We start from the raw sequence: 13855 nt of genomic DNA on the forward strand, positions 1-13855 counted from the left end.
TCTCCCTCTCCCCCGTTTAGGGGGAGAGGGAGAAGAGAGATCCCATGCGCATCGCCCTGATCCACGCCCTGAAGCATTCCATTGCCCCGATCGAGGCGGCATTCGCGACAGCGTGGCCCGAGGCGCGACTGATGAACCTGCTCGACGACAGCCTGTCTGCGGATCTCGCGCGCGACGGCCAGCTCACCGACGCCATGACCGAGCGTTTCCTCGCGCTCGGCGACTACGCGGAGGCAACGGAGGCAAACGCGATCCTCTTCACTTGTTCGGCCTTCGGCCCCTGTATCGAGGCGGTGGCGCGCGCCCATGCGCCGATGCCAGTGCTGAAGCCGAACGAAGCGATGATCGAGCGCGCGGTGACGATGGGCAAGCGGATCGGCCTGCTCTCGACCTTCCCGCCGACGCTGGTCTCGATGCCGCCGGAATTCCCCGCTTCGGTCCAGATCGTGCCGAAACTCGCCGAGGGCGCACTGGCGGCGCTCGATCGCGGCGACCGCACCACACACGACCGGCTGATCGTGGAAGCTTCGCGCGATTTGCGCGATTGCGACGTCATTGCGCTCGCGCAGTTCAGCATCGCGGCGACGGCGCCTCTGGTGGCGGAGGCCACCGGCCGCCCGGTCGTGACGACGCCTGACAGCGCTGTTGAGAAACTGATGAAGTTGCTGGCGACGAAGGCTTAAGCGCCGGTCTTTCCCCGACGCCGTGCGCTCTTGATCGCCGCCGCGAGCGCGGCCTTGGTTTCGCTCACAAAATCCTCGACCAGCTCCTCGCGCGTGGCATGCGCCGGCTCGCCGGTGAACAGGCCCTGCTCGGCCAGCATCACCACGCCATGCACCGCCGCCCAGATCTTCAGCGCTTGCCGTTCGCGCAAATAACCGACCGCCGGCGATTCCAGGGCTTCGATCACGAGCCCAAGCGTCTCGCGCGTCGCCTCGTGCAGCTCGCTGCCCTTGGCCGCGCATGAGACGGTGCGCGAAGCGAACATCAGGCGGTAGATGCCGTTGCGGCGCAGGCCGAAATCGAGCGTCGCCTGCGCCAGCCTCGACAATTTCGATTGCCTGGACGGCTCTGCCATCGCCTCGCGCAGGATCGCACTGAGCTGCCGGAACGCCTCCGCCGTCACTGCCGCCAGCAGCGCCTCGCGGTCGGCGAAGTGCCGATAGGGCGCCGGCTGCGAGACGCCGAGTTGCTTTGCCAGCGCCTTGATGCTGATCGCCTCGGCGCCGCCCTGCTCTGCCTCGCGCAACGCGGCCTTGATCAGGGCGTCACGGAGATCGCCATGGTGGTAGGTATTCTCGGGCTTGCGAGCGAGTTGTGAACGCATGTTACGGTAAAGCCTATAAGTTTGCGCTTGACAGGGGAAGCCCGCCGCGAATGTAATAGCATATAACTTAGATCGAGCGGCAAAGCCGCCGATAAGATTGACATGAGGAACGCGGGCCGCCCTTCAGGCGCCGCGCGCATACGACCAGGGAAGCCGCCATGACAGAGCGACTGAAGGTTCACGTCGATCCCGACAAATGCCAGGGCCACGCGCGCTGCAAGGCGCTGGCGCCGGAGCTGTTCGAGCTCGACGAATACGGCAACGCGCATGAAGCCGGCGATGGCACGGTCCCGCCGGGACTCGAAGACAAGGCGTGGCTTGCCAAATCCAACTGCCCGGAAATCGCGATCGATGTGATCGAGGAGTAGCGCGAGCTTCCTGTCTGCCCGCGTGCGCGTGATTCCAGCGACCACCAGCCGAGGATTCCCCCCGACATGTCCGACGTCAGCGAGCCCGTCGCCCATCCGCCCGTCACCGACTGGGTCAACGATTTCGACCACACCGATCCGCAATGGACGGACGATCCGTTTCCGATCTGGGATGAGCTGCGCGCCGCAAGCCCGGTCGTGCACACCGAGCGATTCCTCGGCTGCTACATGCCTACGACCTACGAGGCGGTGCGCGAGATCGCCAACGACACCGAGCATTTCTCCTCGCGCCGCATCATCGTCCGCGACGTGCGGCCGGAGATTGCCAGGAATGCCGCCCCGCCGATCACCTCCGATCCTCCCGTGCACAAGCCGGCCAAGCAGTTGCTGCTGCCGCCCTTCACCCCGGACGCGATGAAGAAGCTCGAGCCGCGGGTCCGCGCCATCTGCAACGAGCTGATCGACGGCTTCATCTCCGACGGCAAGGTCGATGCCGCAGCGCGCTACAGCAAATACATCCCGGTTCGGGCCATCGCCCATATGCTCGGCATTCCCGAGAGCGACAGCGACCTCTTCGTGAACTGGATCCACATGATCCTGGAGCTCGGCATCAAGGACGAGACCATGCTGCTCCAGGCCGTGCAGGAGATGAGCGCCTATTTCAGGACGCATATCGAGGAGCGCAGATCGAGGCCGACCGACGATCTCATCTCCTATCTGATGAACGCCAAGGACAAGGAAGGTCAGCCGCTGGAAGAGTCCCACGTGCTGGGCTCACTCCGCCTGCTCCTGATCGCCGGCATCGACACCACCTGGAGCGCGATCGGCTCCTCGCTCTGGCATCTCGCCAGAACGCCGGCCGACCGCGAGCGGCTGATCGCCGAGCCTGGTCTGATCCCGATCGCCGTGGAGGAGCTGCTGCGGGCCTATTCGCCGGTGACCATGGCGCGCGAGGTGGTCAAGGAGACCACGATCTCGGGCTGCCCGGTCAAGGCGGGCAACATGGTGCTGCTGTCCTTCCCGGCCGCTAATCGCGATCCAAAAATGTTTCCGGACGCTGACAAAGTCGTGATCGATCGTCGGGAGAACCGCCACGCCGCGTTCGGTCTCGGTATCCATCGCTGCGTCGGTTCCAACCTTGCGCGGATGGAGATGCAGGTTGCGCTGGAGGAATGGCTGAAGCGGATCCCGGATTTTCGCCTCGATCCGGCAGGCACCGTGACCTGGTCGCAGGGCACGGTGAGAGGCCCCCGGCAGTTGCCATTTCTGCTCGGAAAGGCGATGTAGGCCTCTCCAAACAGGGATAGAGAGAGGCCGGACGTGACAGACCAAGTAATCAAACCGGCCTCCGAGCATTTTGACGTCGCCGACGCCGAGCGGCGGATCAAGGCGATCTTCATCGGCTCGATCGGCAATCTCGTCGAATGGTACGATTTCTACGCCTATACGGCGTTCGCGCTCTATTTCGCCCCGGCCTTCTTCCCCGGCAACGACCCGGTCGTGCAGCAATTGAACGTCGCCGTCGTATTCGCGGCGACCTTCCTGATGCGGCCCCTCGGCGGCTGGTTCTTCGGCTACCTTGCTGACCATTTCGGCCGCCGTATCTCGCTGACGCTGTCCGTCGTCTTCATGTGCTTCGGCTCGCTGATCATCGCGGTGACGCCGACCTATGCCACGATCGGGTTCGCCGCGCCGGCGATCCTGGCGCTCGCTCGTGTGATCGAGGGCCTCAGCCTCGGCGGCGAATATGGCGCCAGCGCCACCTATCTCAGCGAGGTCGCCGATCCCAAGCACCGCGGCTTCTATTCCAGCTTCCAATACGTCACCCTGATCGGCGGTCAGCTCACCGCAATCATCGTGCTGCTGCTCCTGCAAAAGGTCTTCCTGACGCCCGACGAGCTGAAGGCCTGGGGCTGGCGCATCCCGTTTGCGATCGGCGCGGCGCTCGCGATTTTTGCCGCGGTGATGCGGCGCAATCTGCACGAGACCGAGGCCTTCGAGGAAGCCAAGAAGGTGGTGAAGCCGACCGGCTCGATCACCAACTTGCTGCGCTACCCACGCGAGCTGTTGCTGGTGGTCGGCCTGACTGCGGGCGGCACTGCGGCGTTCTACACCTTCACCACCTACATGCAGACCTTCGTCAAGCTCTCGGTCGGGCTGACCGAAGACCAGACCACCTTCGTGATCTTCGGCACGCTGATCTTTGCGACCATCCTGCAGCCGATCTATGGTGCGATCTCCGACAAGATCGGCCGCAAGCCGCTGCTGATCTTCTTCGGCGTCGCCGGCACGCTGGCGACCGTGCCGCTGCTGATGACGTTGAAGGAGACGAAGTCGCCCTTCATGGCCTTCATCCTGATCTGCTGTGCCTGGCTGTTCGTCGCCGGCTACACCTCGATCAACGCCGTGGTGAAGGCCGAGCTGTTCCCGACCAATGTCCGCGCGCTCGGCGTCGGCCTGCCCTATGCGATCACGGTCTCGATTTTCGGCGGCACGGCACCCGCGATCGCGCTCTACTTCAAGAGCATCGGGCACGAGGAATGGTTCTACTTCTACCTCAGCGGCGTCATCTGCCTGTCGCTGATCATCTATTCCACCATGCGCGACACCAAGCACGCCTCCGCAATGCATCGCCACGAGTAAGCTGATGGCCGACGACAACGAGCCGCCCGACAGCAAGCTGACGCGCACCAAGGAGAAATGGGCGCGCGAGGGCCGCTTCCTCACGGGCAGGATCACGCGTCCGGAAGATCAAAGGCTACCGCCGGGCCAGCACCTCACGAAAGACTGGCCGGTGCTCGACCTCGGAGTCGTGCCACCGGTCTCGCGTGATCGCTGGCGGCTCGACGTCTACGGCGCGATCGAACATCCCGTGTTCTGGACCTTCGCCGAGTTCACCGCACAGAAGCAGGCCCAGTTCACCTCCGACATCCACTGCGTGACGACCTGGTCGCGCTACGACAACCTTTGGGAAGGCCTCGCCACGCGCGAGTTGCTTGCGGCCTGCCAGCCGCGCGAGGATGCACGCTTCGTCGTGCTGCATTCCTATGACGGCTACACCACCAACCTCGCGCTGGAAGACTTCGCCGCCGAGGACGCCCTGCTCGCCCATAGCTGGTCCGGCCAGCCGCTGACGGAGGAGCACGGCGGCCCGGTGCGGCTGGTCGTGCCGCATCTCTATTTCTGGAAGAGCGCCAAATGGCTCCAGGCGATCGAATTCCTGACCGGGGACGCGCCGGGTTTCTGGGAAGTCCGCGGCTATCATAACCGCGGCGATCCCTGGGCCGAGCAGCGCTATTCAGGCGATTAGATTCCAACCAAGAGACGGGGGAAGGCCATGCCGACGGAACGCTTTCAATTCACCGGCGAAGGCGGCCATCAGCTCGCGGCCGCGCTGGAGCTGCCGGACGGCGAACCCGCGGCTTTCGCGCTGTTTGCGCACTGCTTCACCTGCGGCAAGGACACGCTGGCGGCCAAGCGCATCTCGGTCGCGCTCGCTGCCAAGGGCATCGCGGTGCTGCGTTTCGACTTCACCGGGCTCGGCTCCAGCGAGGGTGATTTCGCCAATTCGACGTTCTCCTCGAACGTCGCCGACCTCGTGCGCGCGGCCGATCATCTGCGTTCGACGCGCAAGGCGCCCTCGATCCTGATCGGCCATAGCCTCGGCGGCGCTGCGATTCTGGCCGCGGCCAGCAAAGTTCCCGAGGCGAAAGCGGTGGTGACCATTGCAGCGCCATCTGACCCCACCCACGTCACCGGCCTGTTCAGGGAACATGTTGACGCGATCCGCGCACAGGGCGAGGTCGAAGTGTCGCTTGCCGGGCGTCCATTCCGTATCAAGCGCGAATTCCTCGAAGACATCGCCGAGCATGAGCTGATGAAGGACGTCACCGGCCTGCACAAGGCGCTGCTGGTGATGCACTCGCCGCTCGACGATACCGTGGGCATCGACAATGCGACCAAGCTCTTCGTCGCGGCCAAGCATCCCAAGAGCTTCGTCTCGCTCGACCACGCCGACCATCTCCTCACCAGGCCGGCCGACGCGCTCTATGCGGCCGACGTGATCGCGGCTTGGGCAAGCCGGTATATCGACGCCGCAAAGCCTGCCAAAGCGATGGATCTCACGGAGGCGCCGCGCAAGGTCGTGGTTCAGGAGACCCGCAAGAGCAAGTTCAACCAGATCATTTCCATCGGCCCGCATCGCCTCGTGGCGGACGAGCCGGTCGCCGCCGGCGGCGAGGATGCCGGACCTGGACCTTACGATTTCCTGCTCGCAGGCTTAGGTGCCTGCACCTCCATGACCATGCGCCTCTATGCCGACCGTAAATCGCTGCCCCTCGACCGCGTCACGGTCACGCTGAAACATTCCAAGATCTACGCCAAGGATTGTGCGGAATGCGAGACGCGCGAGGGCATGCTCGACCAGATCGAGCGCGACATCGCGATGGACGGCGCGCTCGATGCCGAGCAGCGCAGGAAGCTGATGGAGATCGCCGACAAGTGCCCGGTGCACCGCACGCTGACCTCGGAGATCCGCATCGTGACCAAGGCCGTGGACTAACGCCTTATTGGTTGAGCATGATCTTTTCGGAAAACCGCTTCAACACTTTTCCGGATCATGCGCTAGAAGCACGATGCCATCGTCCGCACGGCGACGCTGATCTCGTTCTCGCGCCAGGCTGCAAAGCCGAGCAGCAGGCCGTGATCGCGCGGCCGGCCGAGCGCAAGGCTGGACAAGGCGCGCGTTTCAACCCCCGCTGCGACCAGCCGCTTGACAGCAGCCTGATCAGCGCGACCACGCTTGAGGCGCGCGACGAGCTGGATGCCGCCCGAGGGCACCTCGGCCGTAAGCACCTCGCCAAGATGGCGCTCCAGTCCCTCGACGAGATGATCGCGGCGCGCGTGATAGAGCCGGCGCATCCGGCGCAGATGCGCGAGAAAATGCCCGTCGGCAATGAACTCGGCCAGCGCTTCCTGGACATGGCTGGCGGCGATCAGCCCGATATGCCGCTGCGCGATCTCCAGGGTGCTGACCAGCGCCGGCGGCACCACGAGATAGCCGAGCCGGATATCCGACGTCATCGCCTTCGAGAACGTGCCGACATAGAACACGCGGCCATGGGTATCGAGCCCCTGCAAGGCCGGCACCGGCCGGCTGTCATAGTGGAATTCGCCGTCGTAATCGTCCTCCACGATCCAGGTCTTGCCGGGCCTGCTCAGGCCAAGAAACTCAGTGCGGCGGGCCAGCGACATCAGCCGCCCGGTCGGATGCTGGTGCGATGGCGTCATGAAGATCAGCGTTGGAGCCGCGACACCAGGCATCCGCCGCATGCCCTGCTCGTCCAGCCTGATGCCGGTCACGCGCGCGCCGGAGGCACGAAAGGCGGCCGCGGCGCCGGGATAGCCGGGATCCTCGACCCAGACCTCGTCACCTTGCGTGATGACGACAGCCGCGATCAAAGTGAGCGCGGCCTGTGCGCTCGGCAGGATCATGATCTGGTCCGCCGTGGCGCGAACGCCCCTGCTGGTCGCGAGATAATGCGCCAGCGCCTCGCGTAAGCGCGGCCGGTTGACGGAGCCGAGATCGCGCCTGGCCGCACGCACGGCGCTGCGGCGCAGACAGCGAGCCCAGACCTCGTTCGGAAACTCCCTGAAATCACCTTGCCCAGGGCGCAACGGTTTTAGCTGCGCCAGATAGGACATCGGCCAGTCCGCCTGCTTGAGCTTCGAGGCCCAGGGAGAGAGGCGCGGCGTGCCCGAGCGGACACCTGATGTCGCGGCGCCAGCTGCTTCGATACGCTCACCGCCGTCGACCGTCACGACCGGGCGCCGCCCGTGCGACGCAGCCAAATACCCTTCGGCGGCAAGCTGCTCGAACGCATAGGTCACGGTATTGCGGGAGACACCGAGATCGCGCGCAAGCTGTCGGCTCGACGGCAGCCCGCGGCCCTTGCCGATGCGGCCGCTTCCGATCAGCTCCCTGAGCTGGCTCGTCAGTTGAGCCATCAGCCCTTCCTCACCGGTCCGCTTCAACTCGATCAAGCCGGCGATCATCTCTTCTGAAACTGGCACCTTATTCCTTCTCGATCTGGCACTTTTCCAGGTGCCAGCCCGGATGCTATCCGCGAGGCCAGACTGCTTCAAGGACCTCCGAGATGAACTCCCTGTCACCCCGCGCGGCCGTCGGCCTGTTCCTGATCGTCGTGCTGGCCTGGGGTGTCAACTGGTCGGTGACGAAGCAGCTCGTCCAGTTCCTTTCGCCACTGTGGACTTCGGCGATCCGCAGCTGGATCGCCCTGGCTGCCTTGTTCGTGATCCTTGGACTGAGCAACAATCTCGTGATCCCGGAGCGACGCGACATTCCGGTGGTTCTCAGCGTGGCACTTCTGCACATGACGGTGTTCTCGGTCCTGGTTGCGGCCGGTGTGCGCTTCCTGCCCGCGGGCAAGGCCGTCGTGCTCGGCTACACCACACCGCTCTGGGTCGCGATCGCCGCGCCCCTGATCGGGAACGACACGCTGACCGCGCCAAAGGTCGCCGGCGCCCTGCTCGGACTGATCGGCCTTGCCGTGATCCTGAACCCGACATCGATCGACTGGACCAATGGCAACGTCATGCTCGGCGCCGGCATGGTCATCCTCGCAGCGATCTCGTGGGCCGCAAACATCATCTATATACGCGCGCATCGCTGGCTCGCCTCCCCGCTTCAGCTCCTGATCTGGCAGGTGTTGGTGGCAACGGTGGTGCTGTCGATCACCGCGGCAATCGTGGACGGCATACCGCACGTAAATTGGTCGTGGAGGCTCGTGCTCCTGTTCCTCTATTCCGGCCTGATCGGGACGGCGCTTGCCTATTGGGCGATGTCGATGGTCAACAAGAGCATCTCGGCGCTGACGACGTCGCTCGGCACCACGGCGACGCCACTCGTCGGCATCGCCAGCGCGGCGATCCTGCTGGGCGAGCCGATCGACTTGAGCCTTGCTGTCGCGGCCGGACTGATCGTCGCCAGCATCGGCCTTGCAACGCTCGGGGATCGCCTGCTGCGCAGTCAGGCCATCGCGAGAGGTTGAACGCGCAGCACGCCGCGCAGGCCCGCTGTCGTGCCGAGCAAGATGCCGGCGAGCGCAACGAACGAGCCCAGCGCCAGCGTCGACACGCCGGTAAGCCCCTGTCCGATCGAGCAGCCGAACGCCATCACACCGCCGATCCCCATCAGCGCGGCGCCGCCCGCCGAGCGCAGCATATGGCGCGGCGATGAATAGCCTTCGAGCTTGAAGCGGCCAGTAGCGAGTGCCGTCACCAGACTGCCGGCGAAGACGCCGGCAACCGTCGCGACGCCGAAATTGAGCGTCAGGCCGGTCGATAGCATGGCATATTGCAGGGCATCTGCGATCGGCGCGACGAAGGTGAGCGAGGTCACGGGGACGGGATTGAAGTCGTCGGCGCCGAGATAGCCGGTGACGAACCAGCCGCCGGCAACGAGGACGCCGACGATGACGCCCGCCGCGATCTGGCCAGGCGAACGGCGGAATGTCGGGTGGGCGAACGCAAACAGGATCAATGCCACGACGATCACGGCAGCGGCAATCGCGCGCGAGAGAGCTTCAGCAAGGCCGAGCGTCGCCAGCACGGACGGCAGCGAATTGGCGCCGACGGAGGTTTGCGAGGCCTGAACCAGTGCAATGCGCGCCGGCGCAACCAGGCCCTTGAGCGTCATCTGCGCGGCGATGGCGAGCACGATCACGACCACGAAGGAACGGAGATTGCCGCGGCCGAGCAGCACCAGAGCGCGCGAGCCACAGCCGTTCGACAGCACCATGCCGTAGCCGAACAGCAGGCCGCCGAGGAACAGCACCGGCGCCGAGAAGGATTGTTGCAGGTAGATCGACTTGCCGAGATCGACGGCACCGCCGCCGGCCAGGAGCTGGCTTGCGGCGATCGCGACAGCGATCGCCAGCGCATAGGACCGCACCAGCCGGCCGTCTCCTCCCGCCAGAAGTCCGCGCATGCTGCTCATCAGGCAGAAGCCGCTCAGCAGACCCACGGCGCCGTAGATCAGGCCGATGACGAGGCCGGCGAGAACGACAAGTTGCGTGGATTCCATCGTCACGGCTTCAGGATCACGCGATCGCGCGAGGAGCCGGCGACCGCGACATACGCTTCCTTGGCGCGCTCCAGCGGATAGACGGCATTCGCCTTGATCGGAAACGGTTTCAGGTGACCGCCCGCAAAGCCGGGGCCGAGGTCACGCAGCACCGCACCAGTCGCCGTCGAGGACAAGCCGAGCGTGTCGATTCCGACGTAAGTGTGCTGGCCTCTGTAGAATTCGAGAATGTTGAACTGCACGATGCGGTCGATCGCGGCGATCAGGATCTGGCGGCCGCGCAAGGCGAGCGACTTGTGCGCGGCCTGGAAATAGGGATCGCCGACCGTGTTGAAGACGATGTCGGCGCCCTTCCCGGCGGTCACTTCGCGCACCCGCGTGGCGACATCGGTCGCGGAGGCATCGATCACCTCGATGGACGCGTTGCTATGGCCTTCATAGGTCTCGGCCTTGCGCACCACCCCGATGACGCGCGCGCCCTGCCAGGTCGCGATCTGCACCGCGGCCTGGCCGACCTTGCCATTGACGCCCAACACCAGAACGGTCTCGCCGGCCTTCGGCACGCCGGCGCGGCGAAAGCCCTCCATCGCGGTGACAAAGGGAACGCCGATGCCGGCAGCCTCCTCCCAGGACACCGTCCTGGGTTTCTCCACGACAGCATCGGCCTCGACGACGAGATGGGTTGCGTGGGTGCCGTCGCGGCGGATACCGAGATCGCCGGAGGAACCGAACACCTCGCGGCCGACCGTGCCGGCCGGTCCATCGATCACCACGCCGGCGTAGTCGCGGCCCGGCGTGCGCGGAAACACGGCATAGGGCATCAGCCCGGTCGCGGCCTTGACGTCGGACGGATTGACGGCGGCCGCCTTCACCTCGATCAGGAGATCGTTTGGCCCCCGCGTGATCGTCTGACGCTCGACAACCGGCGCAAGCGCGGCCGCGTTCTCGGCCTTGGCATTGAGGCGCACACAGCGCGCTTGGACGGCTTTGGGATCGGCTGGCGACATGGAAAGACCCGCGATTTCTCGCCGGCCTTGTCGCCCTTACGGGTGGTCAAGTCAATCCTTCGGGCGCTTGTCGTAGAGCCGCCTGGCCTTGCCGAGCGAGCGCTCCAGCGTGGCGGGCGCAACCACCCGCACGTTGGAGCTGATGCCGATCGTGTTCTTGATGTGGGTCGAGATCCGGTCGGCATGGTCGACGAGGCCGCGGCCGTCCCAGCTCTCGGGCCGCGCCTCGGCAATGATGGTCAGTTCGTCCATGCGGCCTTCGCGGGTCAATTCGAGGATGAAGTGGCCGCCGCACCAGTCCGTGGCCAGCAGCACCTCCTCGATCTGGGTCGGGAACAGATTGACGCCGCGCAGGATGATCATGTCGTCCGAGCGGCCCGTTACCTTCTCCATCCGCCGCATGCCCGGCCGCGCCGTGCCCGGCAACAGCCGCGTCAGGTCGCGGGTGCGATAGCGGATCACCGGAAAACCTTCCTTGGTGAGCGAGGTGAAGACCAGCTCGCCCTTCTCGCCATCTGGCAGCACCGCGCCCGTCTCGGGGTCGATCACTTCGGGATAGAAATGGTCCTCCCAGATGTGCAGGCCGTCCTTGGTCTCGATGCATTCCTGCGCGACGCCGGGGCCGATCACCTCGGAGAGGCCATAGATGTCGGTCGCATCCATGTCGAAGGCGTCCTCGATCTCGCCGCGCATCGCATTGGTCCAGGGCTCGGCGCCGAAGATGCCGACCTTGAGCGAACACTGGCGTGGATCCAGCTTCTGGCGCTTGAACTCGTCGAGAATCGCCAGCATGTAGCTCGGCGTCACCGTGATGATGTCGGGGCGGAAATCGTTGATGAGCTGCACCTGCCGCTCGGTCATGCCGCCGGAGATCGGCACCACCGTGCAGCCGAGCTTTTCGGCACCGTAGTGCACGCCAAGCCCGCCGGTGAAGAGGCCGTATCCGTAGGCGTTGTGGATGATCATGCCGGTGCGGCCGCCGGCAGCGCGGATCGAACGCGCCATGACTTCCGACCAGGTGTCGATATCGCGCTGGGTGTAGCCCACGACGATCGGCTTACCTGTCGTGCCGGAGGAGGCATGCACGCGCACCAGCTTTTCGCGCGGCACAGCGAACATGTTGAAAGGATAATTGTCGCGCAAATCCGTTTTCACCGTGAACGGAAACTTCGCGAGATCGGAGAGCTCGCGAAAGTCGGACGGATGCACGCCGGCCTTGTCGAAGGCCTTGCGATAATGCGCGACGTTGTCGTAGGCGTGCTTCAGCGACCAGCCCAGCCGCTGCTTCTGCAGCGCCATGATCTCGTCACGTGAGGCGCGCTCATACGCATCCATTTCGGCGCGATAGGTGGTGCCACCTTCCTTGAGCCTGGTCAGAGCCATCCTCGTTTCCCCACATTGGTCTGTTCTTTTCTTTATTGGTCGTGTGCCGGCAGCCACGTGCCGGGAATGACGCGCGAATGCCCGCGGAATTCTGCAATAACGGTGTCGCCGGCGGTGACGCGCACGTCGTAGATGCCGGAGCGGCCGCTGCGGGTGACCTCTCTTGCCTTCGCGACGAGACGATCGCCGAGCCTGCCGGGCGTGATGAAGGTGATCTGGCCCTGTGCCGCGACCACGCGCTCATTGTGCGAGTTGCATGCAAACGCAAAGGCGGAATCTGCGAGCGTGAAGATGAAGCCGCCATGGGCGATGCGCTGGCCATTGACCATGTCCGGCCGCACCGCCATGGCCAGCGTCGCGAAGCCCGGGCCGATTTCGACGATCTCCATGCCGAGACCTTTGGAGGCATCGTCCTCCGCCCACATCGCATCGGCGCAGGCGCGGGCAATATCCTCAGACGACAGGGCGGCTTTGACGTTCACGCGCTTCTCCCGGTCAATTTCCTGCACATGATGTTCTGCTGGTTGGTTCGAGCTGTCAAATAATGCGACGCATTTGCATCGTGGGGCACTGATACGGCCGATCAGACATGGTCATAGTCGACCACGACCCGCTCCGACGACGGCTTCGCCTGGCAGGTCAGGACGAAGCCGGCCTTCAGCTCCCACGGCTCCAGCGAATAGTTGATGTCCATCGGCGCCTCGCCCTCGACCAGCTTGGCGCGGCAAGTGGAGCACATGCCGCCCTTGCAGGCGAAGGGCAGATCGACGCCGGCGCGCAGCGCGGCATCGAGGATCGCTTCGTCCTCGGCGACCGGCACGTCGCGGCGCTTGCCGTCGATGATCAGCGACGCGATCGCCTTCGGTGGCGCGTCGGGTGCAACAGCCTTCTTCGGCCGCGGCTTGCCGCCGAATTCCGAGACGAAGCGCTCGACGTGGATGCGCTCCTCGGCGATACCGAGATCGCGGCAGGTCGCCTCGATGTCCTCGCTCATGCCAGACGGACCGCAGATGAAGACGTGATCGACGCTTCCCGCCGGCACCAGCGAGCGCAGCAGCACCCTCACCTTGTCGCCGTCGAGCCGGCCATGCAGGATCGGGATGTCCTGCTCCTCGCCGGAGATGACGTGGAAGATCGAGAGGCGGTCGATGAAGCGATCCTTGAGCTCCTCGAGCGCCTCGAGGAACATGATGTTGTCGGTCGAGCGATTGCCGTAGAACAAGAAGAAGCGGCTATCCGGTTCGCGGGCGAGCACGCCCTTCACGATCGACAGGATCGGCGTGATGCCGGAGCCGGCGGCAAAGCCGACATGGATCCGTCCCGTATCGGCCGGCGCGACCACGCCGAAGCGGCCCGTCGGCGTCATCACGTCGAGTTCGTCACCACATTTGAGTTCATCGGCGGCCCAGCTCGAAAACGCACCGCCATCGACCTTCTTCACCGCGATGCGGATCTCGCCGTCGTCGGGGCCGGAGCAGATGGAGTAGGATCGGCGCACCTCTTCACCGTCCAGCATCGTGCGGAGCGTGAGGTACTGCCCGGGCGTGAAAGCGTAATCGCTGGCGAGTTCGCTGGGGATGGCGAAGGTCACCGAAATGGCGTCCGAGGCCTCGCGGCGGAGGTCGTTGACGGCCAGGCGATGGAAGCGCGGTGCGGCTGCTGACAT

General features: G+C 65.0%; 14 protein-coding genes. 7 read left to right on the forward strand and 7 right to left on the reverse strand.

What is annotated here, in order from left to right; all coding sequences use genetic code 11:
* Positions 1 to 44 precede the first annotated feature (44 nt).
* Positions 45 to 683: an aspartate/glutamate racemase family protein gene (locus ACVWW6_RS37690; RefSeq protein WP_456682537.1), complete on the forward strand. Its 639-nt coding sequence runs from the start codon at positions 45 to 47 to the stop codon at positions 681 to 683.
* Here the strand turns inward: ACVWW6_RS37690 and ACVWW6_RS37695 are convergent.
* Complete coding sequence (locus ACVWW6_RS37695) at positions 680 to 1327, reverse strand: TetR/AcrR family transcriptional regulator (RefSeq protein ID WP_456682538.1); 648 nt, start codon at positions 1325 to 1327, stop codon at positions 680 to 682. The two genes, ACVWW6_RS37690 and ACVWW6_RS37695, sit on opposite strands and share 4 nt — an antisense overlap.
* Positions 1328 to 1485: 158 nt before the next feature.
* On the opposite strand from ACVWW6_RS37695, the gene ACVWW6_RS37700 reads away from it, so the two are divergent.
* The 5 genes from ACVWW6_RS37700 to ACVWW6_RS37720 all read left to right on the forward strand — a co-directional run bounded on the left by ACVWW6_RS37700 (position 1486) and on the right by ACVWW6_RS37720 (position 6256).
* Positions 1486 to 1695, forward strand: a complete 210-nt coding sequence (locus tag ACVWW6_RS37700; protein ID WP_060911080.1) for a ferredoxin — start codon at positions 1486 to 1488, stop codon at positions 1693 to 1695.
* A 66-nt stretch (positions 1696 to 1761) separates the two neighbouring features.
* Positions 1762 to 2982, forward strand: a complete 1221-nt coding sequence (locus ACVWW6_RS37705) for a cytochrome P450 (protein ID WP_456682539.1) — start codon at positions 1762 to 1764, stop codon at positions 2980 to 2982.
* 33 nt (positions 2983 to 3015) lie between these two features.
* Entirely contained in the window at positions 3016 to 4338 is a 1323-nt protein-coding gene (locus ACVWW6_RS37710; protein ID WP_011085688.1) for an MFS transporter, read from the forward strand.
* Between the two features lie 4 nt (positions 4339 to 4342).
* Complete coding sequence (locus ACVWW6_RS37715) at positions 4343 to 5005, forward strand: sulfite oxidase-like oxidoreductase (protein WP_456682540.1); 663 nt, start codon at positions 4343 to 4345, stop codon at positions 5003 to 5005.
* 27 nt (positions 5006 to 5032) lie between these two features.
* Positions 5033 to 6256: a bifunctional alpha/beta hydrolase/OsmC family protein gene (locus ACVWW6_RS37720; protein WP_404523307.1), complete on the forward strand. Its 1224-nt coding sequence runs from the start codon at positions 5033 to 5035 to the stop codon at positions 6254 to 6256.
* Between the two features lie 62 nt (positions 6257 to 6318).
* Here ACVWW6_RS37720 and pdxR read toward each other — a convergent pair whose 3' ends face one another.
* Positions 6319 to 7749 (reverse strand): MocR-like pyridoxine biosynthesis transcription factor PdxR, encoded by a 1431-nt coding sequence (gene pdxR / locus ACVWW6_RS37725; protein WP_456683226.1) that lies wholly within the window; start codon positions 7747 to 7749, stop codon positions 6319 to 6321.
* A gap of 101 nt (positions 7750 to 7850) precedes the next feature.
* On the opposite strand from pdxR, the gene ACVWW6_RS37730 reads away from it, so the two are divergent.
* Positions 7851 to 8765 carry a DMT family transporter gene (locus ACVWW6_RS37730; RefSeq protein WP_456682541.1) on the forward strand — a complete coding sequence of 305 codons (915 nt, stop codon included), beginning with the start codon at positions 7851 to 7853 and terminating at the stop codon, positions 8763 to 8765.
* Here the strand turns inward: ACVWW6_RS37730 and ACVWW6_RS37735 are convergent.
* From ACVWW6_RS37735 to paaE, 5 genes are all read right to left on the reverse strand, one after another.
* On the reverse strand, positions 8744 to 9799 hold the full coding sequence (locus ACVWW6_RS37735) for a YeeE/YedE family protein (RefSeq protein WP_456682542.1): 1056 nt from the start codon (positions 9797 to 9799) through the stop codon (positions 8744 to 8746). The genes ACVWW6_RS37730 and ACVWW6_RS37735 overlap by 22 nt on opposite strands.
* A gap of 2 nt (positions 9800 to 9801) precedes the next feature.
* A complete protein-coding gene (locus ACVWW6_RS37740) occupies positions 9802 to 10806 on the reverse strand; it encodes a quinone oxidoreductase family protein (RefSeq protein ID WP_456682543.1) in 1005 nt (334 codons plus the stop codon).
* Between the two features lie 51 nt (positions 10807 to 10857).
* Entirely contained in the window at positions 10858 to 12189 is a 1332-nt protein-coding gene (paaK, locus tag ACVWW6_RS37745) for a phenylacetate--CoA ligase PaaK (RefSeq protein WP_161535867.1), read from the reverse strand.
* 32 nt (positions 12190 to 12221) lie between these two features.
* Complete coding sequence (gene paaI, locus ACVWW6_RS37750) at positions 12222 to 12671, reverse strand: hydroxyphenylacetyl-CoA thioesterase PaaI (RefSeq protein WP_456682544.1); 450 nt, start codon at positions 12669 to 12671, stop codon at positions 12222 to 12224.
* Between the two features lie 101 nt (positions 12672 to 12772).
* Complete coding sequence (gene paaE / locus ACVWW6_RS37755) at positions 12773 to 13855, reverse strand: 1,2-phenylacetyl-CoA epoxidase subunit PaaE (RefSeq protein ID WP_456682545.1); 1083 nt, start codon at positions 13853 to 13855, stop codon at positions 12773 to 12775.

The organism is Bradyrhizobium sp. USDA 3311, assembly GCF_054062495.1.